This is a genomic window from Rhodospirillales bacterium (genome assembly GCA_023898785.1).
Classification (GTDB): domain Bacteria; phylum Pseudomonadota; class Alphaproteobacteria; order Micavibrionales; family Micavibrionaceae; genus TMED27.
The window spans coordinates 1,712,857-1,739,254 of record CP060239.1 but is presented as its reverse complement, the minus strand read 5'-3'; the positions used below and the strand labels follow the sequence as shown (position 1 = coordinate 1,739,254).

Annotated in this window: 32 protein-coding genes; 16 read left to right on the top strand and 16 right to left on the bottom strand. The window is 48.6% G+C overall.

Annotated elements, in window-relative coordinates; genetic code table 11:
• Positions 1-5 precede the first annotated feature (5 nt).
• Entirely contained in the window at positions 6-479 is a 474-nt protein-coding gene (locus H6859_08795) for a hypothetical protein (GenBank protein ID USO05239.1), read from the bottom strand.
• A gap of 163 nt (positions 480-642) precedes the next feature.
• Here H6859_08795 and H6859_08790 point away from each other — a divergent pair, with 163 nt between their 5' ends.
• Positions 643-1,038 (top strand): hypothetical protein, encoded by a 396-nt coding sequence (locus tag H6859_08790; protein USO05238.1) that lies wholly within the window; start codon positions 643-645, stop codon positions 1,036-1,038.
• Positions 1,039-1,045: 7 nt separating this feature from the next.
• Here the strand turns inward: H6859_08790 and H6859_08785 are convergent, their stop codons facing one another.
• A complete protein-coding gene (locus tag H6859_08785) occupies positions 1,046-1,411 on the bottom strand; it encodes a histidine triad nucleotide-binding protein (protein ID USO05237.1) in 366 nt (121 codons plus the stop codon).
• A gap of 46 nt (positions 1,412-1,457) precedes the next feature.
• On the opposite strand from H6859_08785, the gene H6859_08780 reads away from it, so the two are divergent.
• Complete coding sequence (locus H6859_08780; GenBank protein ID USO05236.1) at positions 1,458-1,811, top strand: aspartate 1-decarboxylase; 354 nt, start codon at positions 1,458-1,460, stop codon at positions 1,809-1,811.
• Between the two features lie 250 nt (positions 1,812-2,061).
• Here the strand turns inward: H6859_08780 and H6859_08775 are convergent, their stop codons facing one another.
• The 4 genes from H6859_08775 to hisA form a co-directional block, all read right to left on the bottom strand.
• Positions 2,062-2,406, bottom strand: a complete 345-nt coding sequence (locus tag H6859_08775; GenBank protein ID USO05235.1) for a phosphoribosyl-ATP diphosphatase — start codon at positions 2,404-2,406, stop codon at positions 2,062-2,064.
• A gap of 17 nt (positions 2,407-2,423) precedes the next feature.
• Positions 2,424-3,188 (bottom strand): imidazole glycerol phosphate synthase subunit HisF, encoded by a 765-nt coding sequence (gene hisF, locus H6859_08770; GenBank protein ID USO05234.1) that lies wholly within the window; start codon positions 3,186-3,188, stop codon positions 2,424-2,426.
• Positions 3,189-3,233: 45 nt separating this feature from the next.
• Complete coding sequence (locus H6859_08765; protein USO05233.1) at positions 3,234-3,548, bottom strand: hypothetical protein; 315 nt, start codon at positions 3,546-3,548, stop codon at positions 3,234-3,236.
• A gap of 64 nt (positions 3,549-3,612) precedes the next feature.
• Complete coding sequence (gene hisA, locus H6859_08760) at positions 3,613-4,341, bottom strand: 1-(5-phosphoribosyl)-5-[(5-phosphoribosylamino)methylideneamino]imidazole-4-carboxamide isomerase (protein USO05232.1); 729 nt, start codon at positions 4,339-4,341, stop codon at positions 3,613-3,615.
• Positions 4,342-4,482: 141 nt separating this feature from the next.
• On the opposite strand from hisA, the gene H6859_08755 reads away from it, so the two are divergent.
• Together H6859_08755 and H6859_08750 are read left to right on the top strand one after the other, a co-directional pair.
• Positions 4,483-5,559, top strand: coding sequence for a hypothetical protein (locus tag H6859_08755; protein ID USO05231.1), 1,077 nt, complete (start codon positions 4,483-4,485; stop codon positions 5,557-5,559).
• A gap of 162 nt (positions 5,560-5,721) precedes the next feature.
• Positions 5,722-6,276, top strand: a complete 555-nt coding sequence (locus H6859_08750; protein ID USO05230.1) for a hypothetical protein — start codon at positions 5,722-5,724, stop codon at positions 6,274-6,276.
• On the opposite strand, the gene H6859_08745 is transcribed toward H6859_08750, so the two are convergent.
• The 3 genes from H6859_08745 to hisH all read right to left on the bottom strand — a co-directional run bounded on the left by H6859_08745 (position 6,259) and on the right by hisH (position 8,449).
• The gene (locus H6859_08745; GenBank protein USO05229.1) at positions 6,259-7,056 is read right to left on the bottom strand and encodes a hypothetical protein; all 798 of its coding nucleotides are present in this window, start codon (positions 7,054-7,056) and stop codon (positions 6,259-6,261) included. The two genes, H6859_08750 and H6859_08745, sit on opposite strands and share 18 nt — an antisense overlap.
• A gap of 108 nt (positions 7,057-7,164) precedes the next feature.
• Positions 7,165-7,737 (bottom strand): GNAT family N-acetyltransferase, encoded by a 573-nt coding sequence (locus H6859_08740; GenBank protein USO05228.1) that lies wholly within the window; start codon positions 7,735-7,737, stop codon positions 7,165-7,167.
• A gap of 25 nt (positions 7,738-7,762) precedes the next feature.
• A complete protein-coding gene (hisH, locus tag H6859_08735) occupies positions 7,763-8,449 on the bottom strand; it encodes an imidazole glycerol phosphate synthase subunit HisH (GenBank protein USO05227.1) in 687 nt (228 codons plus the stop codon).
• A 60-nt stretch (positions 8,450-8,509) separates the two neighbouring features.
• Here hisH and hisD point away from each other — a divergent pair, with 60 nt between their 5' ends.
• Entirely contained in the window at positions 8,510-9,835 is a 1,326-nt protein-coding gene (gene hisD / locus H6859_08730) for a histidinol dehydrogenase (GenBank protein USO05226.1), read from the top strand.
• Between the two features lies 1 nt (position 9,836).
• Entirely contained in the window at positions 9,837-10,322 is a 486-nt protein-coding gene (gene greB, locus H6859_08725; protein USO05225.1) for a transcription elongation factor GreB, read from the top strand.
• Here the strand turns inward: greB and H6859_08720 are convergent.
• Together H6859_08720 and hisB are read right to left on the bottom strand one after the other, a co-directional pair.
• Complete coding sequence (locus H6859_08720) at positions 10,319-11,443, bottom strand: ATP-binding protein (GenBank protein USO05224.1); 1,125 nt, start codon at positions 11,441-11,443, stop codon at positions 10,319-10,321. The genes greB and H6859_08720 overlap by 4 nt on opposite strands.
• Positions 11,444-11,539: 96 nt before the next feature.
• Positions 11,540-12,148: an imidazoleglycerol-phosphate dehydratase HisB gene (hisB, locus tag H6859_08715; protein USO05223.1), complete on the bottom strand. Its 609-nt coding sequence runs from the start codon at positions 12,146-12,148 to the stop codon at positions 11,540-11,542.
• Between the two features lie 64 nt (positions 12,149-12,212).
• Between hisB and H6859_08710 the strand changes: the two genes are divergently transcribed.
• Both H6859_08710 and H6859_08705 read left to right on the top strand, forming a co-directional pair.
• A complete protein-coding gene (locus H6859_08710; GenBank protein ID USO05222.1) occupies positions 12,213-13,610 on the top strand; it encodes a trypsin-like peptidase domain-containing protein in 1,398 nt (465 codons plus the stop codon).
• A 454-nt stretch (positions 13,611-14,064) separates the two neighbouring features.
• Positions 14,065-14,562, top strand: coding sequence for a hypothetical protein (locus tag H6859_08705; protein USO05221.1), 498 nt, complete (start codon positions 14,065-14,067; stop codon positions 14,560-14,562).
• Positions 14,563-14,569: 7 nt separating this feature from the next.
• Here H6859_08705 and H6859_08700 read toward each other — a convergent pair whose 3' ends face one another.
• Positions 14,570-15,370 carry a hypothetical protein gene (locus H6859_08700; GenBank protein USO05220.1) on the bottom strand — a complete coding sequence of 267 codons (801 nt, stop codon included), beginning with the start codon at positions 15,368-15,370 and terminating at the stop codon, positions 14,570-14,572.
• Positions 15,371-15,777: 407 nt separating this feature from the next.
• Between H6859_08700 and hslV the strand changes: the two genes are divergently transcribed.
• Together hslV and hslU are read left to right on the top strand one after the other, a co-directional pair.
• Positions 15,778-16,341 carry an ATP-dependent protease subunit HslV gene (gene hslV, locus H6859_08695; protein ID USO05219.1) on the top strand — a complete coding sequence of 188 codons (564 nt, stop codon included), beginning with the start codon at positions 15,778-15,780 and terminating at the stop codon, positions 16,339-16,341.
• Positions 16,342-16,345: 4 nt separating this feature from the next.
• Positions 16,346-17,689: an ATP-dependent protease ATPase subunit HslU gene (gene hslU, locus H6859_08690; protein ID USO05218.1), complete on the top strand. Its 1,344-nt coding sequence runs from the start codon at positions 16,346-16,348 to the stop codon at positions 17,687-17,689.
• On the opposite strand, the gene H6859_08685 is transcribed toward hslU, so the two are convergent.
• Positions 17,686-18,279: a hypothetical protein gene (locus tag H6859_08685; GenBank protein ID USO05217.1), complete on the bottom strand. Its 594-nt coding sequence runs from the start codon at positions 18,277-18,279 to the stop codon at positions 17,686-17,688. The two genes, hslU and H6859_08685, sit on opposite strands and share 4 nt — an antisense overlap.
• Positions 18,280-18,389: 110 nt before the next feature.
• Here H6859_08685 and H6859_08680 point away from each other — a divergent pair, with 110 nt between their 5' ends.
• The 4 genes from H6859_08680 to H6859_08665 all read left to right on the top strand — a co-directional run bounded on the left by H6859_08680 (position 18,390) and on the right by H6859_08665 (position 22,715).
• Positions 18,390-19,373 carry a peptidoglycan DD-metalloendopeptidase family protein gene (locus tag H6859_08680; GenBank protein USO05216.1) on the top strand — a complete coding sequence of 328 codons (984 nt, stop codon included), beginning with the start codon at positions 18,390-18,392 and terminating at the stop codon, positions 19,371-19,373.
• 8 nt (positions 19,374-19,381) lie between these two features.
• On the top strand, positions 19,382-20,689 hold the full coding sequence (locus H6859_08675) for a hypothetical protein (GenBank protein USO05215.1): 1,308 nt from the start codon (positions 19,382-19,384) through the stop codon (positions 20,687-20,689).
• The gene (locus tag H6859_08670; GenBank protein ID USO05214.1) at positions 20,673-21,461 is read left to right on the top strand and encodes an AraC family transcriptional regulator; all 789 of its coding nucleotides are present in this window, start codon (positions 20,673-20,675) and stop codon (positions 21,459-21,461) included. Before H6859_08675 ends, H6859_08670 begins: the two co-directional genes overlap by 17 nt.
• Positions 21,462-21,647: 186 nt before the next feature.
• A complete protein-coding gene (locus H6859_08665) occupies positions 21,648-22,715 on the top strand; it encodes a methyltransferase (GenBank protein ID USO05213.1) in 1,068 nt (355 codons plus the stop codon).
• 4 nt (positions 22,716-22,719) lie between these two features.
• On the opposite strand, the gene H6859_08660 is transcribed toward H6859_08665, so the two are convergent.
• Positions 22,720-23,259 (bottom strand): Smr/MutS family protein, encoded by a 540-nt coding sequence (locus H6859_08660; GenBank protein USO05212.1) that lies wholly within the window; start codon positions 23,257-23,259, stop codon positions 22,720-22,722.
• 100 nt (positions 23,260-23,359) lie between these two features.
• Between H6859_08660 and H6859_08655 the strand changes: the two genes are divergently transcribed.
• Positions 23,360-23,926: a hypothetical protein gene (locus H6859_08655; GenBank protein USO05211.1), complete on the top strand. Its 567-nt coding sequence runs from the start codon at positions 23,360-23,362 to the stop codon at positions 23,924-23,926.
• A gap of 7 nt (positions 23,927-23,933) precedes the next feature.
• Here the strand turns inward: H6859_08655 and H6859_08650 are convergent, their stop codons facing one another.
• Positions 23,934-24,542 (bottom strand): winged helix-turn-helix domain-containing protein, encoded by a 609-nt coding sequence (locus H6859_08650; protein USO05210.1) that lies wholly within the window; start codon positions 24,540-24,542, stop codon positions 23,934-23,936.
• 137 nt (positions 24,543-24,679) lie between these two features.
• Between H6859_08650 and H6859_08645 the strand changes: the two genes are divergently transcribed.
• Complete coding sequence (locus H6859_08645) at positions 24,680-25,486, top strand: hypothetical protein (GenBank protein ID USO05209.1); 807 nt, start codon at positions 24,680-24,682, stop codon at positions 25,484-25,486.
• Positions 25,487-25,550: 64 nt separating this feature from the next.
• Here the strand turns inward: H6859_08645 and H6859_08640 are convergent, their stop codons facing one another.
• Positions 25,551-26,234 carry a YggS family pyridoxal phosphate-dependent enzyme gene (locus H6859_08640; GenBank protein ID USO05208.1) on the bottom strand — a complete coding sequence of 228 codons (684 nt, stop codon included), beginning with the start codon at positions 26,232-26,234 and terminating at the stop codon, positions 25,551-25,553.
• Positions 26,235-26,398: the final 164 nt, after the last annotated feature.

The following is a 26,398-nucleotide window of genomic DNA, read 5'->3' as shown; positions in this document are numbered from 1 at the left end:
CGCCCCTAACGCCGGGGAATCTGAAATCCGGCATCCATACAACCCTTGAGAACCTCGGTAAAAACACACTGCGTATTGTCCCGATAGTGGGGGGGAATATTTCTCAGGTTAGAATTGATGTTAGCCGTATAACTAGGAACGCACTCGCCATGAACGCGGGCCAAGTGAATCGTATATTCCTTCAAAGAAGACTCAAGGCTTTTACGTTTATCCGCATCAGACACGTTCGTAAGATCGGGATCATCCGTACATTTCTTTTCATTATTTGGATCGGCCTGACGCCCCGCCTCGCAGGACACATAAATGCTATCGTCCAGATACCGCGTATATTCTCCGCAATCGACCGGAAGACGCTTTTTACCATTAATTGTATACGCGCCATGCGGATGTTCAATAATCGGATCGGCCTGCGCCTGAAAGGTTGGCAATACGGAAAGGCTGGCAAGCAACGCACCGCCAAAACAATCTCTTAAAGACATAGGTTAATTCCTCAAATGTTAAAAAATTACTCATAAATTTTCTGAAAAGCCTTCTGATACAAATTAAATAAGAATGACTCTCATTTGCTATTGACTCAACATGAGCAATTGATAATCATTCTCATTATTAAATCAAGTGCTTTTTTGATTGGGAATCTAAAAAATGGAAAAAGACAAAAAAGAAAAAGGTATGCTGTCAAAAGTTTTTGGGGGCGCTGCCAAGCTTGCCACAATCGGCGTTGCCGCTGCTGTGACATGGCAAATTCTTCTGGATCCTATCTTTTTCCCGATCATTCATAACCTGGCTGCCCACCCGACGGCGGCAGCCTGGGTTTCTTTTATTCAGGATCACACGGCCTTTATTACAGATTTTATCGGATTCACCGGCGACGGGGGCTTATTACAATCGGAATGGGGAGACGCTCTTCTGGCCGACTATTACCCGGACCCGGTAAGTAGCGGAACGACAGCCGTACAACAAGGTACTAGTGTAGCAACAGCCGTTCCAACACCGGCACCTAAAATGGATGCTACGATGTTTTTACCGCAGCCGGGCTAAACTACGATTAACCTGCCTTACTCACCATAGGACCAACCGGGCCGCCGCCCAGAATATGCAGGTGGAAATGTGGCACTTCCTGCCCGCCATCGACCCCCGTATTGGCAATCGAGCGAAAACCGTTTTTGTTCAAGCCCTGCTCATTTACGATTTTGGCTACGGCTGCAAAAAATCCGGCGACTTCCTCCACGCTTGCCCGCTTTCCAAAATCATCAATTGAAACATACCGACCGGTCGGTATGATAAGAATATGCACAGGCGCTTTTGGATCAATGTCCTTAAAAGCCAACGCATACTCATCCTCATACACCTTGTCGCAAGGAATCTCCCCGCGCAGAATTTTAGCAAAAATATTTTGATTGTCATAATTCATTATAAAAATCCTTCCCTTCAATAAAAACTCGCACTATATAAAACACATGTTGCTGAGAATGCTCAAATCAAAACTCCACCGCGCCACCGTCACACAAAGCGATTTGCATTACGAAGGCTCGATAACGATTGATCCGGAGTTGATGAATGTCGGTGAAATTAACCCTTACGAGCAAGTTGATGTCCTGAACATCAATAACGGCGAGCGCTTTACCACCTATGCCATTGAAGGACAGCGCGGTTCAGGCGTAATTGGTATCAACGGTGCCGCCGCCCGCCTTGTCCAGGCCGGTGATCTGGTAATCATCTGTTCTTATTGCGAAATCGAAAAAGAAAAAGCGCGCGGGCACAACCCGACGATTATCCTGCTAGATGACAATAACATGCCGAAAACCACATAATCAAACAATACATCGATTGTCTGTAAGCCAGGCACCCTCACACCACGTGGTATCCGGATATTTGGAGGGGGGGCCTTGCTGCGTCGGCGTATTATCGCTCGGAACAACTGGCGCACCCGAACGACCTGCTTCCGGGCCCGTCGCACACGCAGCACTCAAAAGCATCCCGGTAAACATAACACTCAAAGTTTTTATTTTCATAATCTAATTAATAGTGGGCTCAAATGTCCATGTCAAGTATTATAAATTCCTAATGCCCGCGGCTCGCCTTTTCCTCGTGCCCGGAAATCCCGAAACGCCGCTCCAGCACCGCAAAAACATCTTCCGGCGCGATATTATGATACGACAAAAGCACCAGCAAATGAAACACCAGATCCGCCGATTCATTGGTTAAAGCCTGACGGATTGCCTCATCGCCTGATGATTTCTCCAACCGCAGCCCTTCAACAATTGTCTCCTCGGCCTCTTCACGAATTTTCTCGGAAATTTTCACACTGCCCTTATCATACAGTGAAGCCACATAAGAACTTTCAGGATCGGCTTTTTTCCGTTCCTGCAAAACCGCATACAGCTTTTCTAAAATATGCGCACTCATAATCTAAAACCCATAACCTATAATCGAACGCCTATACCCGCCTCAGCCATAGCCTGCTTGGCCTGCGCAATCGTATATTCCCCAAAATGAAAAATCGAAGCCGCCAAGACCGCACTTGCATGCCCCTCTTTAACACCATCGACCAGATGCTGCAAATTCCCAACCCCGCCCGAAGCAATAACCGGTATCGGAACCGCATCGGAAACCGCACGCGTCAACTCAAGATTAAATCCGATCTTCGTCCCGTCACGATCCATCGAGGTCAGCAGAATTTCCCCCGCGCCGTACTCGGCCATCTTGACCGCCCATTCAACCGCATCGATGCCCGTGCCCTTGCGCCCACCATGCGTAAAGATTTCCCAGCCTTCGCTACCATCTTCTTTCTCTTTGGCATCAATTGCCACGACAATCGCCTGCGACCCGCATTTTTCCGCCGCTGCACGTACAAAATCGGGGTTTTTCACAGCCGCCGAATTAATCGAAACCTTATCCGCGCCGGCACTCAATAGATTACGAATATGCAAAATCTTGCTAATCCCGCCACCCACCGTCATCGGCATGAAAACCTCATTGGCAACATGCTCCACCATATGAATGATTGTATCACGGCCCTCATGCGTCGCCGTAATATCAAGAAAGCACAACTCATCGGCGCCCTGCTCATTATAAATCTTGGCTTGCTCGACCGGATCACCGGCATCGACAATATCGACAAAATTCACGCCCTTGACGACGCGGCCTTGATCAATATCCAGACAGGGAATAATGCGGGTTTTTAACATAGAGAAAGGCTTAAAGGTTTAACTCCGTGCGCGCAATATACAAATCTAGCTCATTGGAACTTTTGGAGCAGTATCTTCAACAACGATATAAGTTAAGCCATTTTCTTTTACCGTAGGCGCCACTGCTATGCCTGCGACAGCTTGAGAGAATCCTTCAAAAGCAGCCAGCCCCGAATTTCTTGTAAGCGCCAAAGCTATATTTGGATTCTTAAGATGATTTTGTTCCAACCCATCCTTTAAGTTCATTGCTTCTTGTGCTTTATGAAACGCCGCCATAAATGCAAGCTTCTCTTCACAAGAAGCTCCTCCTAACACCTCAGCAAGAAAAGCATCAAACACACTTGTATATTTCCCAGACATACTCAATTCTCCGCAACAATTACACGCGGCGTTATAACGAAAAACATAAATATGTTAATTAAAATTAAGAAGACAAAACCGCCAGCGCTTCTTCCGGATCGACGCGCTTATCATACAAAGCCTTCCCGACAACTACACCGTTGAGGCCATGCGTCTTACTGGCCTCATTCACCGCATAAATATCGGCAATCGAGCCCACTCCACCCGAAGCAATCACCGGAATAGACGTGCTCTCCGCCAGCGCGCAGGTTGCTTCAACATTCACGCCTTTACCCGTCCCGTCACGATCAATATCGGTATATATAATCGCCGCCACGCCCGCATCTTCAAAATGCGCGGCCAATTCGCTGGCCTGAATGTTGGAACCATCGATCCAGCCATCAACCATCACCTCACCGTCAAGAGCATCAATCCCCACGGCGATCTGGCCCGGAAATTTCCGGCACGCCCATTTTACGAGTTCAGGATCGCGCACAGCGGCCGTGCCCAAAATCACCCGGCTTACGCCTGCTTCAATCCAGTGCTCAATCTGCCCGCGATTGCGAATACCGCCACCAAGCTGCACCGGAATATCGACCATCTCCAAAATCGCCCGCACCGCACAATGATTTTTCGGCACGCCTTCAATAGCGCCATCCAGATCAACAATATGTAACCAGCTAAACCCCGTCTGCGCCCACTCGAGCGCCTGCCCCACCGGATCTTCGTTATAAACCGTGTCACGCGTCATGTCACCTTGCACAAGACGCACACACTTGCCACCTTTCAAATCAATCGCAGGATAAATTATCATGAGGAAAAGATATAAAGAAAACGCCAGCCTCGTACAAGAGACCTTCACAATAACAAAAGACACCAAAAAGCTTGACTTTACATAAAAATACAGCTATCATCCCACACAGTTTTACAGAATTTAAAGAAATAGGGACTAAAAATGTCAAATTCTAGGCTTTCAACTCTTGTATTTGATGACGCGAAGAAAAAAGTTCACAACGCTTCCTTAGAAACGCTACAGCCGGTCATTGGCCGTCTGGAAGAAACTTATAAGGAAAAACCAAAAGCAACCGCCACTTTAATCAATATTTTATTGGAACACCCCAGCTATAAAGTCGTCTGCGCCCTTGCAAAGAGCAAGACCCTCTCTCATTTCCCTGAAGCGCAAATGAATCTGGCAACCCACGAAAGACTAAAGCACAAATCCTTTCTCGCCGCCTTGCCGGGCCTAACAGATGACGTGCAAGTACACTTGTCACGTTTAGGCTTTCCAGAAGCGGCCCCGTCAACAAATTCTAAATCAAACACTTTAGCCCTCGAAAACAACAATGAAATCGTTCTGGAAACAGGAAAAAACTCCTCAAAAACAGCAAACTTCAATACTGCAAGCCACGACCATAACAACGGATACAAATTTGAAATGTTACCCCTCATTACACAGGAGGACAAAAACCGGCGCACAAACGCACAATATATAAAAGCAACCAAAATCGCATTGGCACAAAATCCATATGCTAACAGCAAAGAGGCACAACTCAACCTTGCAACAAACCCGGATGAAGACATTCAACTGGTACTGGCTGGACGTAAAAGTCCGATCGATGAAGACGCCCAGATCGAGCTATCCAAAAGCCCGTTCCCGAGCGTACAGGCTTTGATCGCAGGCAACATAAATCTGACAAGCCAACAAGCACAACTCAACCTAAGTAAAAGCGATCGTCAAGACATCACAGCCCCATTGGCTGGAAACATCTCTCTGACCAACGAAGATGCACAGCATAATTTATCTAAAAGCCCTTGGGCCAAAACCAGAATTGCGCTTGTGAATAATGACTCTTTAACAGACCCCGATGCGCAAAACAACCTCGCTATAGACTCCGATGAATCTGTAAGATCTGCTGTTATAAACAGAACAAAACCATATAAAAGCGGACACTACCTGGGTCATCTGCATGGTTTCGCCAAAAATTACCAAGAATATAAACTAAAAGACACCCTCAGCGATCTGAACATCTAAAGACAACGCTTCAAACACTGAAACAAGACATCGGCAGCGCTCAGTCAAAGGATTTGACTGGGCAGCCGCACCAAAGCAAACATAATTCTAGACCGTCCGACCGGACCGGTGTACTAAATAATATTCTATATTGTCCGGTTTAGGATATTTTTTAAAAGACGTATGAAGCTGCAACGATACAACATAGCACTTTTACCTTCAGACCATACTTTGCAAACAACCATGGTCCATATCTCAAGACTCTATTTTCTTGAAGATCAGGATGAATATATTCTTGGACCCGAAGGACTGCCCCATATTACCTTATGCCAATTTAAAGCTGCCACTCTCGAAAATGCTGTCACCGCTTATAATGACTTTTTATCAAATGAATCCATAAGCACTATTAAAGTAATTATCGAGAAGTTTAATATAAGACCCGGTAAGCTCGTTAATACTGGAAAATTTATTGCTGAGTACAAAATTCAACCTCATCCAGATTTGATCGCTTTGCAACTTCGGTGTGCTAAAAAACTTGCCGCTCACCATCTCGAAAACCTTACGCCCTCAGAAGCTTATAGTCCTCATATCACCCTGGCCAGACTTCCTGTCATGACAAACAAACTCCCTACAAAGCAGGACTTAAATTGTCCGCTCTATATCGATGCTCACTTATCGTTGGGCTTGTCTACAGAAGCTGGTGTTTTCGTGAAAGAGTTGTCAGCTCACACCCTCTAAAACCAGTTCGAAAGTAGATTCGCGCGGCGCTGTACCGTTCTCTCTTCGCAAATCCTCCAGCGTAACCTTGTCTCCCGAAGGGTCATCCCCGACTAGGCGGCCATTGCGCTCAGCCAACTCCATCTGTTCTTTTATATACTCTGCGACAGGGGGGTCGAGCAACTCATAGCAAATATCATCTTGCTCGCGAACGCCTTCACGAAACATCTTGGCATCAATCGGCTGATATTCCGAAACAGCATCAATCATCTCTTGTGTGATGCGTTGAATGGGAAACAACCCACGCGGCTGCCCAACCAGCTCCACATAGTGAACTCCTTTTATGTTCTTTCCATCGACCAGATAGTCCTTACGGTCCTCATCTTTTTCAAAATAAGCAAATACAAGCTTATCCGGCAGCGCTATGGAATTGAAAATACCTGTTAACCGGCGCACTGCATCCCCGACATCACCGCCAGCACCCAGATAAACTTGCGCATGCCTGATATTTTCAGCAGGAAGCCACGGCATCGAAATGCGGGCCATTTCATCTCGTTGATGCGGGTTAAAAGGGTTACGATCCCCTTCAACACTATCCGTTTTATCATTCAACACCAGATTGACGTCCAAACCGGAATGACGCAACGTTTCCATCAAGGCCCTGTGACCGCGATGAGGAGGCTGAAGGCGGCCAAATAGAACAATTTTCTTAAACCCCTGTTCTTTCCATGACATTAATTGTTCAAGGGTAGGCGCGATATTAGCCAAGGAAAAATCCCCGCGCAAAGCATTTGATTTCATGACTGTTCTAAACCGTTATATTCAATAGCATTTCGTTCTGATCGCGAACTTATGCAAAGGGCAAATTCAAATCAACCCCTTTTTTGAACTTTATAAAAACTTCCGGAACTAACTCTGCTGCTCAACCACGCTTGGATCAATCACCTTATAATAATAATAACCCTTGAGAATTTGATCGGGCAACCGCACGGAATAAGGATGCATGCCAAAGCGCACATAACCCAGCGCCTCATAAATTTCGATTGCCCGGCTCATCGTTTCGCGAACCTCGAGATTAATCACCGCGAAACCTTCCGCGCGCGCAACCTCTTCAGCCTTTTCAACCAGCATCTTGGCCAAACCATGCCCGCGCGCCCACGGCGCCACAAAATTTGTCGTCAACGTCACAATATGGGCCTGAGCCTCATTATGAGCAGGCGGCTTCCACAACTGGCAGGTTCCACAAATCACCCCGTCGAGCCGCGCCGCCAGCAAGATCCGCGCTGGCATGGCGAGCACGCCTTGCCAATACCGCTCCATCATATCGCGGGCCGGCAAATGCACCCAGCCAAATCCACCGCCGCCTTCAATCGCCGCATCAGTGGCATCGCATAGATCGTTGAGATCCGCTGTACCCAGCGACTCGATAACTTCCACAGTCGGCACAGGGGCCAAAGGCTTCAATTTTGTTTGATCGCTCATGTAGACCTCCACTCCTAAAAACGTTTTACGGGTTCCAGCCGATAAAATCGCTAATCATGCGCAACCCAGCGCTCTGGCTTTTTTCCGGATGGAATTGTACCCCAACTACATTATCCCGGCCCACGACAGCGGGAAACAATCCGCCATAATCAACCAGTCCTAAAACGTGATGGTTATACTCACATTCAAACATAAAAGAATGAACAAAATAGTAATGATCGCCACCTTGGCTAGAACTTTCTGTGCTGCGCAGCACAAAGTGCCGGTTATCTTGTTCGCCCGAATGTGGTAGCATCAGTTGATTCCATCCCATATGCGGAATTTTTAAGGCCGGATCGTTAATCCGTTCAGCCAGAGGAACAACCTGTCCCGGCACCCAGTTCAACCCCGCATGCACACCGTGCTCCAGCCCCCGAGTCGCGAGCAGCTGCATCCCGACGCAAATCCCCAGAAACGGCTTACCATCTTTTTGCACGCGTTGTTCAAGCGCCTCGGCTATCCCCTCGGTGCTATTAAGATTATTCATACAATCGCCAAACGCCCCTTGACCCGGCAGCACAACGCGATCGGCCCGCAACACATCTTCGGCGCGCCCCGACACTTGTACTTCAGCATCAATCGCCTCATTAGCAATCACGTGCTCAAACGCCTTGGCCGCGCTGCGCAAATTACCCGATCCATAATCGATAATGACAATGGTTTCCTTGGACATGAGAAGGTTTTCGATATATATGTCTGCTTTGTCAATGGCTAAGCAAAAAATAGTAAAGTAATGAGCATTAACTTTTATCGCTGGAACGAAATCGATGAGACCACAAAAGCAGGTATCATGCGCCGCTCTCAAGCCGACATCGATGACATGATCGCCATCGTCGAACCAATCATTAAAGACGTAAAAGCGCGCGGTGACACGGCCCTGATTGACTATGCCAAAAAATTCGATAAAGCTGAAATCACCAATCTCAAATCCACCGCCGAAGAATTCGCTGCCGCCGAAAATGCCTTGGATGAAGACCTTAAAGCCGCAATCGCCCACGGCATACGCAACGTCCAAAAATTCCACGAAGAACAGATGCGCCGCGCTGAAAAAGACCGCAGCTGGATGGTCGAAATTGAGCCCGGCGTTTTTGCCGGTGAGCAAATCAACGCTATTGAATCCGTCGGCTTGTATGTCCCGCGCGGCAAGGGTGCCTTCCCTTCCGCGCTCTATATGCTAGCCATTCCCGCCGTCATTGCGGGCGTTAAAAATGTTGCCATCGTTTCCCCACCTACCCCCGAAGGCACCACCGATGCTGCCACACTCTACACAGCTAAATTATGTGGCATCAAAAATGTCTATAAATGCGGCGGCGCCCAGGCCATTGCCGCACTGGCCTATGGCACGCAAACAATCCCGCAGGTCAAAAAAGTCCTCGGCCCCGGTTCACCTTATGTCGCCGCCGCCAAGCGCGTCTGCTCCGTTATCATGGACCCGGGTATGCCGGCAGGGCCTTCTGAATCCATCGTACTGGCTGACGAGACCGCCGATCCCGAAAACACCTGCTGGGATATTCTCAATGAAGGCGAACATGGCGAAGACAGCGCCGCACTTCTAGTGACGCATGATGAAAAACTTGCAAAATTTGTGCAGCAAAATTTACCGTCCAGAATCGCTGAATTACCCGAGCCACACAAAACCATTTGTACAAAAGTTATGGGCCAAGACGGAAATGAGCGCGGCTATGGCGGCATTATCCTCACCGAAAATCTGAGCCAATCCATTGAGATCGCCAATACCTACGCCCCCGAACACTTGCTGCTTAAAATCGCTGATCCTGACAGCGCCCTGCACAGACTAACGCACGCTGGCGAAATCCTCATCGGTGAATACACTGCCTTTTCACTTGGCAATTACGCCACCGGCGTCAATCACGTCCTGCCCACCGGCGGCTGGGCCCATACCTATTCCTGCACCTCCGTTTGGGACTTTCTCAAACGCACGTCATTGTCGAAATGCACACACGAAGGTTTTGAAGCCATCAAAAACTCTGTCATCACCCTGACCGATTACGAAGGCTTCCCCGCCCACGGCGACGCCTTAAGAAAACGCAAAATCTAAAATGAGCGAAGATATTCATTACATGACTCCTGCGGGCTATAAAGCTCTGGCCGATGAGCAGGATCATCTCATCCATACAGAGCGCCCGAAAATCTGCGAAATCGTTTCCTGGGCCGCAGGCAATGGCGACCGCAGCGAAAACGGCGATTACATCTATAACAAAAAACGCCTGCGCGAAATCGACCGCCGCCTGCGTTATCTCAAAAAGAAACTCGACAATTGCAAAATCGTCGATCCGAAAGACCAGCAAAATTTAACCCGCGTCTATTTCGGCGCCACCGTCACCTACGTCCGCGAGGATGACAGCAAGATTACCGTCCATCTGGTTGGCGTTGATGAAGCCGATTTTTCACAAAATAAAATCAACTGGCTTTCCCCCGTCGGCAAAGCCCTGCTCAAACACGAAGTCGGCGACAGCGTCAAAGTCCGTGTCGACGGCCAAATCGAAGAAATCGAAATCCTCGAAATCAAATATATGATCGACTAAATATCCGAAGAAAACTCTTTACGAAGCCAGATTGCAAAAAGAGGATCATCAAAAATAACCCGCCCTTTGCCGCTACCTTCATCCAAAATATATTTATTTTTAAGCGCATTAATGGCCGAAGCCAAAGCGGCCCCACTAGTAACTTCGTATTTATCAAGATTTTCTTTAAGAAAAATTTGCTCTCTTTCAATAGCAGCTAAACGCAAAATGCGCTGCTGCATCAAAGTCAAAGACCCCAAAAGCGTTTGATAAGCATAAGAGTTCTGACCGACAATCGTATTCAAAACCTTTTTAACCTCGCCCATGCCAATATACCGCTCACCCTGAGCCACCAAATGAAAACACGCCATCTGGATATAGTTAGGCGTATTTTGCACCTCATCACGCAAAAAGATAACAGCGTCCCGATCACACTCAACATCCACACTGGCAAAGCGCTCTATAATCCAGTCAATAAACTCATCGCCGAAAACCGGAAAATCGAGTTGCTGACATGAACGATAAAAAGGCCGCGCCTGATCGTTCAACATGTCATGGATAAGACTCTGACGCGAACCCGTAAACAAAAATACAGTATTGCCCAACTGCTGCATTTTCGTACGCAATGTCGCCTCCAACCATCCATTATCATCCAATTCAGCCATTTGCTGAAATTCATCAATGACAAAAACAACCCGCTCGCCCAGAGACGAAATTCCCGAAAGCACATCTTGAATGGTTTCTTTAACATCCCGATCATCAGAAATATCCGCCGATAAAGAAAAAGAATATTGCCCGCTTTCAGAGACGTCCCACCCAATCCGTGGCCGAAGGTGGGGAATAGTTTCCGCCCACTCTTTAAAGCGCTGCCCCCACGTACTCTGCGCCCGCAGCGCTCTTAAAGTTTGCTGTAAAAAATCACGATGCGACGTGATATTAAAAATATCCATAAAAAGACAAACATGCGTATCCTCAAAACCCCTTAACAGATTTTGCACAAAAGACGTTTTACCAAAACGCCGCGGACCCATCAGCACGACATGAATGCGATTATCAAGATAGGTCCGGACAAGACTATTCAATTCCGGACGCGGCAAATAATATTCATCGGAAACGGGATTTCCAAAACTAAAAGGATTCATAGCGCTGCAACCAATTCTAAAACTGTTAGCTTTTAAGCATTTTAATTACTAACAGAACTATTAGTAATTCGCAAGCAAAAAAGCTAAAATCCACCCCTACAAAGCGCCTTTAGTTGACGGCAATGCGTCCGCCGCGCGTGGATCCGTCTCCAGCGCCATGCGCAACGCTTTGGCAAAGGCCTTAAAGCTCGCTTCGATAATATGGTGATTATTGGTCCCGGCCAATTGGCTCACATGCACGGTAATCCCAGCCGCACCCACCAGCGCCCGGAAAAACTCTTCAAACAGCTCCGTATCCATTTCCCCCAGCCGCTCCACGGTGAACTCTACATCCCACACCAGATAAGGCCGGTTCGATAAATCCAGCGCGACGGATGAACGCGCCTCGTCCATCACCAGATCGAAATGCCCGTAACGACGAATGCCTTTTTTATCGCCCACCGCTTCTTTAATCGCTTGACCCAGCGTAATCCCGACATCTTCGGCGGTGTGATGCCCGTCAATATGCAGATCGCCCTCACACGCAATCGTAAGGTCAACCAGCGAATGCTTCGAAAGCTGCTCCAGCATATGATCGAAAAATCCAATACCTGTGGAGACGTCATAAACACCCCGACCATCGAGATTGACCGTCACGGAAACCGATGTTTCCTTCGTTTTGCGGGTGATTGTCCCCAATCTTTCTTTTGCGCCGTCTTTAGGCATCTTTGCATGCTCCCGTATTTAGGCTACGCTTTTAAAAACCGCGCCAACCATAGCACAAAGCCGCATGAAATTTCCATACAAAAGACTGTTACAAACCATTACAGCCGTAGCCCTGCTGACAGGTTGCGGTGGCTCCATCGTCAAGGAAGTTGATTACGCCCCCACACCCGACATCCCGGAAACCGCACATCCCACGCCGATAAAATACAGCGGCATCGAACTTCTCCTCCCGCCCGGCATGAATATCGGCGAGGCGCGCCACGGTATTTTCTGCAATTCCCCGGCCTATCCGGTGAACCGCAACGTTATCGCCAAGGAAATCGATCACAAATTCCTCCGTCAGGGCTTCCATGATGCGATGGAGGCCAACGGCTACGACGTCGTCGGCTCGCTCGACATCGCCTTCGACCCGGATGATGAAGAACAACGCGCCGAATATTCGATCAAAGGTAAGCTCAAAGACGCCCAGCTCGATATGTGCACATCACAAGAAGGCGCGCTCAACTGGGCCACACCCGTTCCCGGCGAACATGGCCGCATGTATATCGCGATCGACTGGAGCGTTTACGACGTTTTACACAGAACAATTGTCTACAAAACCCGCACCGAAGGCTATAGCAACCGGAACATCCCTAATACCGAAGGCATGACCCTGCTCTTCCAGGACGCCTTTGAAATGGCGGTGCATAATCTGGCCGCAAACGAACCCTTCCGCGCTTTAGTCGTTGATGGTGTAAAGCCACCGCAAAAATGGCCCGGCAAAGACATGCGCGGCGAAAAAACCGATTCTCGCCCGCGCCTGTTTGATGAAGATGAAGACGTCACCCTGTCTGACCAGCCCCTCTCGCGCCAACCCTTCGCCAAAACAGCCGAAGACGGCCGCAAAACTGCCGTCCTCATTGAAAAAGACGGCCACGGCTCCGGCTTCTTTATCACCAAACAGGGCCACATCCTCACCAACGCCCATGTCGTCGGTGAATCCCGGCGCACCCGCATCGTCACCGCCGCACGAAAAACTGGCATCACCGCCGAGATCCTGCGTGTTGACCGCGTCCGCGACGTCGCGCTCTTAAAACTTGAAGAAATCCCCGAATGGCTGGACATCCAAACCCTGCCCGTCCGTCTCGACTGGCCAAAGGTCGGCGAAGATATCTACGCCATCGGTAGCCCCAAAGACTGGAAAGCCTTCAAAGGCACAATCAGCAAGGGCATCGTATCCGCCCATCGCCGGAATATGAAATATGGCGGCCCGCGCTCCAACTATATCCAGGGCGACATCGAAACCCACCCCGGCTCTTCCGGCGGCCCGTTGCTCGATGAATACGGCAATATCGTGGGCTTAAGCGTCAAAGGCGAACCCTTCGCCAACGAAAACGGCGCCCGCATCGGCATCGGCCTCAACCTCTTCATACCGATTCGCGAAGCCCTCGACCGGCTCGGCATCGCCTATGAAGGGCAATAACCCCCGGTGTTCGTCATTGCGAGCGGTCGAAGAGCGCGCGGCAATCCAAAAATCCTCCCTTTTTGTCTTTCCCACCCAACATGCAAATACCAAAAAACGCTTTTTTCTTTAAAAAAACCGCCCACCCAAAAGCCCTTTTTTATAACGTAAAAGCTATTGTTTATCACAAAACGATACGTTTTCAAAAGCGCCCAAAGCCGCTCCAGTCGCCTGCTATAACCCCATAAACAGGCTTAAAGGATATTTTTGAAGCACGAAGCGCTATAAATATTGACATTATGCAATATTTCACCACCCTCGCGTCGATTTTAATCGATCTTGCGCAAACCTCCATAAATCAGACTCTTTATTTCAGAGTTATGAATAACATATGTCGGTTTTTCTTGCATTTTCTTCCGTCTTTTGATACGTATCGTAGTGTAATTTCAAACAGGATGAAAAAGGGAGGCTCGCAATGGCTTTACCTAAATTCAACAAAGAAACGTTCCGCAAATCAGTTCTAGGTGCTGGCGGTACGATCGCATTAGCACTGAGCGTTTCACCAGCAAATGCTGAAAACGACATATGTTTACCTTTGACGCAGATCAATGGAATTACATTGAGTGCGGACGCAACAGCAGACAGACACTCACGCTCTAACCCTGGCGTTATCTCAATTGCAACCTTACCTGGCGGAGACATGCGTAATAGCCCTGAAAATTTAACAAAAGTTTTCCGAAAGAAAGGAATCGGTGCAGATTGTTTTTTAAATAATTCTATGGCGTCTAACTATGGAACTGAATTTTCTTTGTATGTGGCAGGGAACCCTGTGAAGTTTAATGGTAAAACGTCTTTCGGTATTCAGGAATTAAGAGACAATCCAGAAATTTTAAGAACAGCACATGCAGAAGCTATTGTGTCTAAACAAATGCTAGCAGGAACAGTTAATACGCCGCGCCTAGCAGGCCAGTAACGAATAATTAATAACCAAAACCATCATCTGGAGAGCTATTGGCTTCTGCGAATTGTAGCTTCTGTTCTACAGTAGGCCTGTCGATTTCAATGCCCTGCTGCGCTTTAATCTCTTCGGCGCGATTAATGACCCTTTTATCTAAACTCTCCAAGCTCCGACCAGTTTCAACAGCATTCTCAGCAACCGCCTGAATTTGCTGTTGAACTTTATTATGCTGTTGCAACCACTCCTGTGCCCACGGGTGCCCCTGCAAATTAGACGATTGAAGCTCACCACTATCGAGTTTTTCCTGAATCAGTTTCGCAATTGCCTGCCTGCGCTCATCCTGATCATGAATCCCCATAATGCGATCATATTCATCCTGATCAACCAGCCCTTGCTCCTGCAAATCAGAAAGCAAATCTTCCGCGAAGCTTTCGCCATATTGTTCAGCCAACGCATCTTCCATTGCATGAAGCTGATCCAACAACATCAGCAACATAATATCCCCGTGGCGCTGCGCAGATTTTTCGTCCTGCGCAGCGCGGAGCGCTTCAATGCCTGCGCGCGCTTCATTGATCTGAGCATTAACCTGCCCGCGCTCCAACTGCCCCTGCCCGACAGCAATTTCATCTTGGTGAAGTTTAAAGCTCTCTTCACTGCCCGACGCATAAAAATTTTGCCTGGAGGCTTTCTCAAATTCACCGCCCAGGCCAAGCGCTTCCTCGATCGGATCCGCCTGCGTAGCAAAATTCGCGCGTAAGGATTCCTCCGCGCGCGTAGTCAAATCGCTTCCATTTTCCCGAAACTGTGACCTTGTAATGGCCATCTTAATCGTCCCCAGTTGTTACACACGTTCCTGTTCACACTCGCCGCCCTGCCTTTCGCCTGTTTTTAAGGTCTTTCCAGAGCTTTTTGCCGTTTGTCCGCCCCTGTTTTTATTGTTTTATCAATAAGGGTTGACGCGCACCGCCTTTATGGCTTTTTTTCTTGCGCATCCCTAAGCTAAAGTATAAGTCTTAATTAAAAGTTATGGAAAATATAAAATTTTAATAAAATTGTATCGACTTCACACCCGTTTTTGCGCTTTATAGATATTACAATTGAATTTTAGTTTGATTTTGAAAGATAATACACTCATAAGATGTAAAAAACTTTTTTGCATTTTTTTAAAAAAAACATCGATTTTCTCCATATGGTTGACATACTCCGCGCTTTTGCCCATATCATGGGCCTATGAATAATGAACATCAAAACTACGCAAACGCACAAAGCTGGCGCGGCACCACCATCCTCTCGGTCCGTAAAGACGGAAAAGTCGTCATCGCCGGTGACGGCCAGGTTTCCATGGGCTCTACAGTCTTAAAAAACAATGCTCGCAAGGTACGCCGTTTAGGGCGTGATGATAACATTATCGCCGGATTTGCTGGCTCCACCGCCGACGCCTTCACCTTGTTTGAGCGATTAGAAGCCAAGCTCGAAGCTCATCCCGGCCAGCTCACCCGCGCTTGTGTAGAACTGGCCAAAGACTGGCGCACCGATAAATATTTGCGGCGACTCGAAGCGCTCATGGCCGTGGCTGACAAAGATACCTCGCTCATCCTGACGGGAAATGGCGATGTCGTAGAGCCGCAAGACGGGATTATCGGCATCGGCTCAGGCGGCAACTACGCCCTCGCCGCCGCCCGCGCGCTCTATGACCAAAAGTTAAACGCCGAGCAAATCGTGCGCAAATCCATGCAAATCGCCGCCGATATCTGCGTTTATACGAATGAGAATATCGTGGTGGAAGAACTTTAAAACCATGGCTTTAAAATCTGAAAAAACAGACGCGATAGAAATCCCGGCCTTTTCCCCCCGCGAAATTGTCAGCGAGCTGGACCGCTTTATCATCGGCCAGAGTGATGCCAAAAAGGCCGTGGCGATCGCCCTGCGCAATCGCTGGCGCAGAAGACAGCTTGAGCCAGCCCTGCAGGAAGAAGTCTACCCAAAAAACATCCTGATGATCGGCCCGACCGGTGTCGGCAAAACCGAAATTGCACGGCGCCTCGCCAAGCTCGCCCAAGCCCCGTTCGTCAAGGTCGAAGCCACCAAATTCACCGAGGTCGGCTATGTCGGCAAGGACGTGGAGCAAATCATTCGCGATCTGGTTGAAAACGCCATCCACATGACCCGCGACTCGTTGCGCAAAACGGTTCAAGCCCAGGCCGAAATTTACGCCGAAGAGCGCGTCCTCGACGCCCTTGTCGGCCCAACTGCCGGGGAAGGCACTCGAAATTCCTTCCGCGACAAACTCCGCAATGGTGAACTCGATGAACGCGAAATCGAAATCGAAGTGATCGACAATGCTAGCCCCATGGGCGGCATGATGGATATCCCAGGCATGCCCGGCGCCTCGATGAGCATGATCAATATGTCCGACCTGTTTGGCAAAGCCTTCGAGCGCACGAAGAAAAAGAAAATGCGTGTCGATGAAAGCCACGAAATTTTGATGCGCGAAGAATCCGACAAACTCCTTGATGAAGACAAGATCACCGCGCAAGCCATCGAACTCGCTGAACAAAACGGCATTGTCTTCCTCGATGAAATCGACAAAATCGCTGCCCGTCAGGATGTCCACGGCGGTGACGTCAGCCGTGAAGGCGTCCAGCGCGATCTGCTCCCCTTAATAGAAGGCACCACCGTCACCACCAAATACGGCCCCGTCAAAACTGACCACATCCTGTTCATCTCCTCCGGCGCATTCCACTACGCCAAGCCTTCAGACCTCCTGGCCGAACTTCAAGGCCGCTTGCCGATCCGCGTTGAACTACGCGCCCTCACGCAAGACGATTTCAAACGCATCCTCAAAGACACCGAGGCCAGCTTGATAACACAATATGTCGCTCTGATCGGCACGGAAAAAGTTACGCTGGAATTCGAAGACGAAGCCATCAACGAAATTTCTCGCCTGTCATTTGAGGTCAATGAAAACGTCGAAAATATCGGCGCACGCCGCCTGCATACCGTCATGGAAAAGCTGCTCGAAGACATCAGCTTTACAGCCAGCGATCGCGGCGGCGAAACCATCACCATCACCGCCGACTATGTCCGCAAAACCGTCGAAGAACTTGTCAAATCTGCAGATCTCAGCAAGTTTATTCTTTAAAAAGCCACCCTTTGTGGTTCAAAGCGACCCGTTGAATCTACCGACGGGGCAACCTGTTCTTCTCCCAAAATCTCTGTAATCGGCAACCATTCAACGCTGCCTTGCTCCTCCTGAATGTAGGGAATAAAAGGAACAGAGCGCCGCATATCATCTTTTCTCAAACGCGGCATGCCAATCCGATAATCACCATGCTGATACAAAACTATTTTGGGATCATTTTCAGCCAAACCAACCTCTACCTGCTCCAAAGATTGGCTCCGCATTTTAAAATCACCAAACGGGATATAATGATCGGCAAAAGACACAAATAACCGCGAACCAACTCCTAACGCCCCGCGCGCCGCATTCTCGAAAGCAAGCAAGCTCACAGGCTCCAAGAAGCAATAAACAGACCGGCCATAAGCCTTATCTTTAGTCGCCTGAAAACGATAGCGCACATTAATCCATTTTTGTGTTTGCGGAATTTCCGAATGTTTAAAACCCTTCTTCGCCATTTTACCAAAAAACATGGAAAGATCGCCCGGCAAAGTCAGCATCACCGGCGCTTTACGCGCCAGAGCAGCCTCAAAGAAAAGCGCAGTTTTACCCATAACAGCTCACATACATCAAATAAAAATCCAGAACTTTCTACCACAAATAAAAGACTATGTAAAATATTTTAAGCTGGCTTTTTATGAACGCGCACGCTTAAGGTAAAGCCATGCAAAAACTCCTCATAATATGCGCCATTCTGGCTTCGACCTTAAGCTCCGCAAAAGCGCAAAATACACCCAAATTTAGCTTCCCGCTCGACTGCACACTGGGCACAGATTGCTGGATCGCTAACTATGTTGACGTTGACCCGACCGAAGGTGTCAAAGATTTTAAATGCACCGCTAAAACTTACGATGGTCATAAAGGCGTCGATTTCGCACTCAAATCCCGCGTTATAATGAACAAGGGCGTCAATGTTCTCGCCGCCGCCGATGGCACCATCCTACGCATGCGTGATAGTGAAAATGATAACCCCAAAACAAAGCAGGAATACGATGCCATCACCGCCGCCAATAAAGATTGCGGCAATGGCGTCATTCTCGACCATGGCCAAGGTCTGCAAACCTTCTATTGTCACCTCAAAAACGGCTCCATAAAAGCCGCGCCCGGACAGAAAATAAACGCCGGTGAAACCCTCGGTCAGGTCGGCCAATCCGGATTTGCAGAATTCCCGCATCTACACTTCACCGTAATCTGGGAAGGCAGCCATATCGACCCCTTCACCGGCATGACCAAAGAAGATGGCTGCGGCAAATTTAAACAAAGCCTGTGGAACAAGGAAATCCCATACGCACCATACGCCTTATTCAACGGTGGTTTTGCAGAAAATGTACCCGATTTCAAAACCCTCAATGAAACCGGAACCCGGCCACAAGAACCAACCCTGACCAGCAAAGCCTTTGTCTTTTGGATCAGTCTGTATCAAATGCAAAAAGGTGATCAAATCACGCTCAAAGTCTTGGACCCCGATGGAAAAACCTTCATCCACCGTGAAATAACGCAAGACACAAACCGTGCCCGCCAACATTACTACACAGGCAGAAAGCTCAAGGACCACAGCCTGAAACCGGGCACATACACCGCTACCGCCACGCTCAAAACCGAAGGTTACGAAACCTACACGCAAGATTTTAAAACAACAATTAAATAAAAGAGAAAATGAAAACAACTACCGAACAAGCTTCAATGCAATCTTTATCGCGTGACTATTCGCAAGACTTTCGTCCCAGTGATGTCCGGGACAACGAATTTCAAGAGCTAACCGTTGCACGTCACGCCCACGGTCGTCTTCTGCTGGCAAATCCTTGCTCTCAATTAAGGCAAGATACTCACCACATTCGCAGTATGGTCTTATCGCAAAAACGCAAGGGAAAAGAAGCCAATGCGCACCAAGCAGTACATGAAGAAAGGCCCGATGGCTGTATCCGCCTAGACGATCAGGAAATTGACCGCTATGACAAAACTTCTTTGTGCTTTATATATGTTCCGGAGACTGAATTCAAAAAACCGCCATCGGAGATTAAAGGGTTGGGAACTCTTCGCATAATTCCTTCATATTCCGGCCAGCTGCTTCATGCGCATAATGTTACGAAAAAAAACAGACCGGAGGATCTCCCCACCGCGCCGACCTATACTAACCAGCGTGATCCTGATCCTCTCGCCTCATGGATAAAAAATGCAGGTGACAGATCTCTATCCTCTCGAACTAACCCCTTCATTGTCGAATTCTCACGGCTTCACATTTCGAAACAGCGGCGCGTGGAAACAGGCTATCCCTCCGGCATTTCCCCAACCGAATTTATACTCGCCGCAGCCATCCGTTTAACCCTCGATATGCACCGCGTTGCCTTGCCAACCTATCCGGGCGCGTGTTTGGAGCACTCTGTTGTGGAGCCTGCCCTCATCAAAATGCGGAAACGTATGAACCAGCATCCCGAAAGCCAGGGAGAGACATTTGAATATTTAGGCCGGAAGAGATTCGCCGTCTACAATGTGTGGGGTTGTTATCAAGATATACGTAAAAACCGTCCCGAAATTTTCGAACAAATGTCCTGTTTCAACTCAGAGCCATTGTTTGAGTATCTAAATTTCGGCAATTCTCTATGCGCCGCATGGACCAATGAACGTTTAAAACAAACGGAACATATGCTGACCGATGAGACGTCCGTGCATAAATTGCAAAATCGGAACGGCAAAATAGAAGCCTTCGCTCTACGAGATGCGAATGATAATAACCGCTTGCTGGCTGTTTTGTTTCTGAACGCCGCCGGAAACGGCGTTCAGACGCTTTGGGATATCGATACGGAAAAAATTTATATAAATAGACAGGCTTTGCCCGTTGAAACGGTTGAAACGGCTAAAAACACTCCATACCTTAAAGCTCTTTATGATGATTTATTGAAAAGAGGAACATGGACCGAATCGCCACCTATACAGAAATATGATTCTAATGACATGGCATTATAACACTGCGGCAGGCATACTCGACTACCGAACGCTGGAAAAGCCCCTTATCCAAACATCGCGCAAATATATGAGCGTGACGCCACTGGATGATGTCACGTCTTGGCTAAAATACCGGCGGGTGATCGCGCAGCCGGAGCAACATGACCAGTCTTTTTCCAAAATGTGGTTTTTGTTTCGGATCACGGACTTTGAGAAAAACAAAGTATATTGCCGGCTGGGCGACAAATTTATTCACGTCTATAGTCCCAGTTTTTTCTTTATTCCGGCATTTATGCATGCCAAGTGGCATTTTCAGCCGGGTATTTACGAGTATGAAGCCTATACATCCTACGCCGATGTACATGACGAACTGCCGGCTCGCCCGATTTTTTTCCCTTATGACCGTTATCAGGATATTCAAAGCTATAGCGCCGTAGTAAATCTTCTAAACGGCATTAACGGACCAGAGATATCGCTGCGGCGGAAGCAGTCCTATGCCGCAGAGAAAACCAAGTTGTTTTTAGATCTGTACTATACAGAAGATGTCGGCTTTGATGACATCGCCAAAGAGCTTAAACTGCCGCGTTCTACCATGAGCCGGTCATTTCAGAAATTCTACAGGATCACGCCCATTGCCTACCGCAATATTTTGCGAACATGGGAAGCTATGCGCTTGATCAGAAACGATATAAGCGTAACGCAAGCCGCTATGGATGCCGGTTTCACCAGCCTAACCCAATATAACCAGCATTTTCACCACGTTTTCGACGCCCCTCCCTCCTCTTTCTCATAATCTCTTCTTTCTGTAAGCATTTTACAAAATTTCGGCAAAAATCCGAAACTTCAGCAAAAACCGGAAGGCGCTGCTCTACCGGTACATGCAATATGGATTGTGTAGTAATAGTAGAGTATGTAGTAATAGTAGAGTATGTAGTAATAGTAGAGTATGTAGTAATAGTAGAGTATATGGAGTTTTTTTATGAACGTTTCCAAAACAAAAGAGATTGCGAACAGCGCGCAGACGCGCGATGAAGATCTTCACAATTTAACAATGATTTTCGGTGGACACATTTATTTTCAGACGCTATATGCGGCTATTAAGCTGGATCTTTTCAGCATGCTTGCTGACAAAGGGCCAATGAGTCAGGAAGAGATCGCCGAAGCCTTGAGCATTGAATCAAAGCCAGCGCGCATTTTGTTGTTGGGGCTGTCCTCTATCAGGCTTCTAAAAAAAGACGGCGACCAATATTCCAATATGGCTATTTCCGACGAGCTTTTATGCAAAAAATCCCCACGGAACCTGAATAAGATTATTGAATGGGAACACGAAATTGTTTATCAGGGCATGTTTTATTTTTATGAGTCCATTAAGGCCAATAAGAATTTGGGACTCGAGGTTTTTAAAGGAAACGAAAAAACGCTGTATGAGCGCCTTGCGCATGTCGAGGAGAAAAACCAGATTTTCCAGGACGCGATGCATCAAATCTCCGTACAGGCAAACGCCGATCTTGTCCAACATGTAGATTTTTCCAATATCGGTTACCTTGTGGATGTCGGCGGCGGCGACGGAACCAACCTGATGCAAATCGCCGATAGTTTCCCGCACATCCGCGGGGCGGTTTTTGATTTGTCTTCTGTTTGCCCGATCACAGAAAAGAATCTAAAGGATAAAGGATACAGTAACCGTATTGAGGCAATTTCAGGAGATTGTTTTCAAGACGCGTTTCCTGAAGGCGCCGATTGTTTCCTGTTCTCCCATTTCATGACGATATGGTCGGAGGAGAAAGACCGCACATTGTTCCAAAAAGCCTACGACGCGCTTGATGACGGTGGAAAGGTTATGATTTTCAACCAAATGCAGGATAATGATCGCCAGGGACCGTTATTCGCTTCTATCGGCTCGCCCTACTTCCTGACAATCGCGACAGGCGAAGGGATGCTCTATACGTGGCAGGAATATGAAGACTGGATGAAAGATGCCGGTTTCCAGGATATTCAAAGCTATGAACTGCCCAGAAATCACGGCGTTATTATTGGCACGAAATGAAAGCTCACCGCTGACGCTTCAAAAGAACATACAGCGCCCCATCGCCACCATGCCGCGCCTGCGCAGGTACGCTTTTAAGTACGTATCCTTGCAAAGACCCGCTAGCCAACCATTGCGGCACACGGCGTTTTAACACCCCCTGCCCGGATGAAAGCGGATCGCGCCGCCCGTCTTCACCGGCCCCCTTCCCCGTAATCACCAAAACGCAGCGTCTGCCTTCACGCTGCGCCTGCATAATAAACACTTCCAAAGCCTTATGAGCCTGCACCTGATTCATCCCGTGCAAATCCAGCCGTCCCTCAAGCGGAATTTGACCTTTGCGCAGTCTATCGGCCGTTTTACGATCCAGCCCCACCCCCGCATGATCGCGCTCCGAAATCTGATCCGGCAATTCATCCACCTGACGCTGCCCCGCAGAATCAACCACCCGCCTGGCCGCAGATTTTTTATGCGAAACAACAACCTTAAGCGGCTTATTTCGCGCAATGGGCTTTACATCGCGCGTCACGAAATCCCACAAATCCTCTTCATCATCTTCAACCATAATGCGCAGTCTATACCGCCCCCCGGCAAAGAAAAAGTACGGATATGGTACAAATTCACCTTTCTTGCTATAATGAAGGTGTACAAGCATAGGAAACACCATGTTTTCAGAACTATCAAAGATTTTACCAATCAAGCCCCGTCAAGCGGAACACGCCGACACACGTCAGGATATTCAGCGCCACGACCCCGATTATGAGCGCCGCCACAGCAAAAAGGACGGGCCAGAAGAACAAGAGCCGTATGAAACCGGCGCCACCGTTGCCGTCGAAGCGCTACAACATTTTTTAGAAGAATTTTTGCGCAACAACTCAGAAGAAAAAGAACAACCCGGTCCAAAAAAAGAAACGCCACCCCTCCCCGAAACGCAAAAACAAAATACGGCGCTGCCGCCATCACCACAGGCAAACCCGGCCGCCCGCGCCGCCTCTGCCTATCAAACCATGGCCATCGCAAATGAAAAAAGCACCGTACTGCTCGAAACGACCGATCAAGCGGGCGGCCCGCCTCTGGACCTCAGCGCCGCCGATATCCGAACCATCCATACTTTGATCGAAGATTTAAAAAATTTAAACGATGCAGGCGTTGAAATCCTCCACATCGAGCGCGCCGCCAGCTTCCTCGAAAGCCTTGTAACCGCCGTGAACAAAATCAAAACTACGCTCTAGGATAGCCCTAACGTGCTGGCTTCCCGCTATTAAGCTGATAACCTGCCTCTGTGGTTAATAAAATTCTCGGCATAGCCGGATCATCCTCAATTTTCTGCCGAAGCCTATAAATATGAGTCTCTAACGTATGGGTCTCAACACCGTCCACATACCCCCAAACCCTATCTAACAAGACCTCTCGAGATACCGACCGGTCGGTATGTTCATGTAAAATACGCAGCATAGAAAGCTCCTTTTCTGTCAAACGAACTTCCCTTTCTGCCACCCCTTCTTTACGCAAAGCACTATGAGCAACATCCAAAATCCAACCCGAAAAATGCAAAAGATCCTCACCGCCGCGCCCCGTGTCGACCTTTCCCATCCGTATAAGCCGATCAAGCAACGCGCCCATCCGCAACGGTTTGGCCATATGTACCCGCGCCCGCGAACCAAGAATCGCCGCCGCTTCCGTCCCCAGCGCAATACAACGCTCAGCAACAGCTTCATTATCCATCACATCCTCAGGCGCACAAACATCGACGACGCAAACGCCCTCATAACAAGTAAGCGCCCTCTGGATTGCAGCACGGCTCACAGCCTGTGAATCAGCAATCAAAATCGGCAATTTCTCAGCCATAACTGACAAAAACCTCCCGGCCTTTTAAAAAACATGAACCGCCATAGTAAACTCAACATTTTGTTTTTGTGAACACTTTTCTATAGCTCATGCTTGGCACAACTTTTGCGAAGCTTAACGCAGACAAAGGATTTTAAATGATTGAAGGACTTTACAGCGCCCTGGAAAATCCCGCCAGCGCACAAACCACCCCGCCGCAAAAAGTCCTGCGCATGGTCAAAAACGAGCGCATGGGCGGTTTCGTGCCAATGTGGGAAACGCCCAAATCCGGGGAAAGTTTTGGCGAGCACATCGAAAAATCACTCTCCGAAGCCCTGCAAAAAACCGGGCCCAGCGGGCCTGAAAACGCGCTCGGCTATCATGGCATGGAAACCAGCGCTCAAACATCCGCGGACCCATCGACCAAAGAATTCGGTTTTGGAGATATTATTGACATGGTGAACCCGCTCCACCACCTGCCCGTTGTTGGTCATATATACCGCGAACTTACCGGCGATGAAATCAAGCCAATCGGCCAGATCATGGGCGGCGCGCTCTTTGGCGGACCGCTGGGCGCCGCCAGTGGATTAGTCAATGTTGTTATACAGCAGGAAACCGGCAAAGACGTGGCTGGTAATGCCTTTGCGCTTGTCTTAAATGGCCAGGCTCCGACCTACCGCTCGCAAACACCGCCAGCAGATAGCGCCCCGGAAATTCGCCTCGCAGCAGTGCAAAAACACGCGCAAGACCCGCATACTGCACAATCAAGTGATCTGCCCGGAAACCTTCTGGCTTTTGTCGACATGAAGGCGCAGCCAGAAATCGTAATTGAACGCACGCAAGCCGCATCTGGCCGCACCGCCGGCAGCGTTGCCAAAACCGCTTATCCAACGCTGGATCAAAACCCGCTGCCCCGCCGCGAGCCAATCACCCAGATCCGCCTGAGCCAAAACTACAATGATTAAATCTATACATACCGACCGGTCGGTATGTATTAAAAAAGCACCTGCAAGGCTCAGGACTTAACACCTAACGCACAGAACGCTCCCCAAACACGCCCGTTCCAACGCGCACATATGTTGCGCCCAACGCAATTGCCTTTTCAAAATCCACGCTCATCCCCATACTGAGCTGAGAAAGCCCCAGCGAATCGGCATATTTCTTAAGCAAAGCAAAATGCAGCGCCGCAGGCTCATCAACAGGGGGAATGCACATGAGCCCCACAATATTGAGCCCGCACACCTCAACGCAAAATCGGTAAAAATTCTCCAAATCCGCCGGAACAATCCCGGCCTTTTGCTCTTCCTCGCCTGTATTGACCTGAATAAAACAGGGCAGATTTTTCTTATTCATATCCTCCTGCTTGGCCATCTCTTTAGCCAGCGCTTGCGCCAGCTTTTCCCGGTCAACCGTTTCAATCACATCAAACAGTGCCACAGCCGTCTTGACTTTATTGGTCTGCAACGGTCCGATTAAATGCAGCTTCAAATCCGGAGTAACCGCCCGCCGCCCCTGCCAACGCGCCTGCGCTTCCTGCACCCGGTTCTCCCCAAAAACGCGCTGGCCAGCCGCCAAAGCCTCATCGATACGCACCTCAGGCTGCACCTTGCTCACCGCCACCAACTGCACATCATCCGGCGAGCGCCCGGCTTCGCGCGCCGCTTTCGCGATCCGGTCATTGATAATTTCAAGATTTTCAGCAACCTGCCCCATAAAGCACCTTATAACCCTTTGTATTAAAATTACTTTTAGACTTCATCAGTTCGTTTTTAATTTTTATGGGGGTGCCCCGTCCCCTCTGGCCATAACCACAATCAGCATGCCCGCCGACAAATGATAATAGGATATATTTCCTATTTAGGCAAGGGATTACGTTG

Coding starts and splice junctions, on each gene's coding strand:
- H6859_08795 (USO05239.1), bottom strand. CDS start 479: ATGTCTTTAAGAGATTGTTTTGGCGGTGCGTTGCTTGCCAGCCTTTCC.
- H6859_08790 (USO05238.1), top strand. CDS start 643: ATGGAAAAAGACAAAAAAGAAAAAGGTATGCTGTCAAAAGTTTTTGGG.
- H6859_08785 (USO05237.1), bottom strand. CDS start 1,411: ATGAATTATGACAATCAAAATATTTTTGCTAAAATTCTGCGCGGGGAG.
- H6859_08780 (USO05236.1), top strand. CDS start 1,458: ATGTTGCTGAGAATGCTCAAATCAAAACTCCACCGCGCCACCGTCACA.
- H6859_08775 (USO05235.1), bottom strand. CDS start 2,406: ATGAGTGCGCATATTTTAGAAAAGCTGTATGCGGTTTTGCAGGAACGG.
- hisF (USO05234.1), bottom strand. CDS start 3,188: ATGTTAAAAACCCGCATTATTCCCTGTCTGGATATTGATCAAGGCCGC.
- H6859_08765 (USO05233.1), bottom strand. CDS start 3,548: ATGTCTGGGAAATATACAAGTGTGTTTGATGCTTTTCTTGCTGAGGTG.
- hisA (USO05232.1), bottom strand. CDS start 4,341: ATGATAATTTATCCTGCGATTGATTTGAAAGGTGGCAAGTGTGTGCGT.
- H6859_08755 (USO05231.1), top strand. CDS start 4,483: ATGTCAAATTCTAGGCTTTCAACTCTTGTATTTGATGACGCGAAGAAA.
- H6859_08750 (USO05230.1), top strand. CDS start 5,722: ATGAAGCTGCAACGATACAACATAGCACTTTTACCTTCAGACCATACT.
- H6859_08745 (USO05229.1), bottom strand. CDS start 7,056: ATGAAATCAAATGCTTTGCGCGGGGATTTTTCCTTGGCTAATATCGCG.
- H6859_08740 (USO05228.1), bottom strand. CDS start 7,737: ATGAGCGATCAAACAAAATTGAAGCCTTTGGCCCCTGTGCCGACTGTG.
- hisH (USO05227.1), bottom strand. CDS start 8,449: ATGTCCAAGGAAACCATTGTCATTATCGATTATGGATCGGGTAATTTG.
- hisD (USO05226.1), top strand. CDS start 8,510: ATGAGCATTAACTTTTATCGCTGGAACGAAATCGATGAGACCACAAAA.
- greB (USO05225.1), top strand. CDS start 9,837: ATGAGCGAAGATATTCATTACATGACTCCTGCGGGCTATAAAGCTCTG.
- H6859_08720 (USO05224.1), bottom strand. CDS start 11,443: ATGAATCCTTTTAGTTTTGGAAATCCCGTTTCCGATGAATATTATTTG.
- hisB (USO05223.1), bottom strand. CDS start 12,148: ATGCCTAAAGACGGCGCAAAAGAAAGATTGGGGACAATCACCCGCAAA.
- H6859_08710 (USO05222.1), top strand. CDS start 12,213: ATGAAATTTCCATACAAAAGACTGTTACAAACCATTACAGCCGTAGCC.
- H6859_08705 (USO05221.1), top strand. CDS start 14,065: ATGGCTTTACCTAAATTCAACAAAGAAACGTTCCGCAAATCAGTTCTA.
- H6859_08700 (USO05220.1), bottom strand. CDS start 15,370: ATGGCCATTACAAGGTCACAGTTTCGGGAAAATGGAAGCGATTTGACT.
- hslV (USO05219.1), top strand. CDS start 15,778: ATGAATAATGAACATCAAAACTACGCAAACGCACAAAGCTGGCGCGGC.
- hslU (USO05218.1), top strand. CDS start 16,346: ATGGCTTTAAAATCTGAAAAAACAGACGCGATAGAAATCCCGGCCTTT.
- H6859_08685 (USO05217.1), bottom strand. CDS start 18,279: ATGGGTAAAACTGCGCTTTTCTTTGAGGCTGCTCTGGCGCGTAAAGCG.
- H6859_08680 (USO05216.1), top strand. CDS start 18,390: ATGCAAAAACTCCTCATAATATGCGCCATTCTGGCTTCGACCTTAAGC.
- H6859_08675 (USO05215.1), top strand. CDS start 19,382: ATGAAAACAACTACCGAACAAGCTTCAATGCAATCTTTATCGCGTGAC.
- H6859_08670 (USO05214.1), top strand. CDS start 20,673: ATGACATGGCATTATAACACTGCGGCAGGCATACTCGACTACCGAACG.
- H6859_08665 (USO05213.1), top strand. CDS start 21,648: ATGAACGTTTCCAAAACAAAAGAGATTGCGAACAGCGCGCAGACGCGC.
- H6859_08660 (USO05212.1), bottom strand. CDS start 23,259: ATGGTTGAAGATGATGAAGAGGATTTGTGGGATTTCGTGACGCGCGAT.
- H6859_08655 (USO05211.1), top strand. CDS start 23,360: ATGTTTTCAGAACTATCAAAGATTTTACCAATCAAGCCCCGTCAAGCG.
- H6859_08650 (USO05210.1), bottom strand. CDS start 24,542: ATGGCTGAGAAATTGCCGATTTTGATTGCTGATTCACAGGCTGTGAGC.
- H6859_08645 (USO05209.1), top strand. CDS start 24,680: ATGATTGAAGGACTTTACAGCGCCCTGGAAAATCCCGCCAGCGCACAA.
- H6859_08640 (USO05208.1), bottom strand. CDS start 26,234: ATGGGGCAGGTTGCTGAAAATCTTGAAATTATCAATGACCGGATCGCG.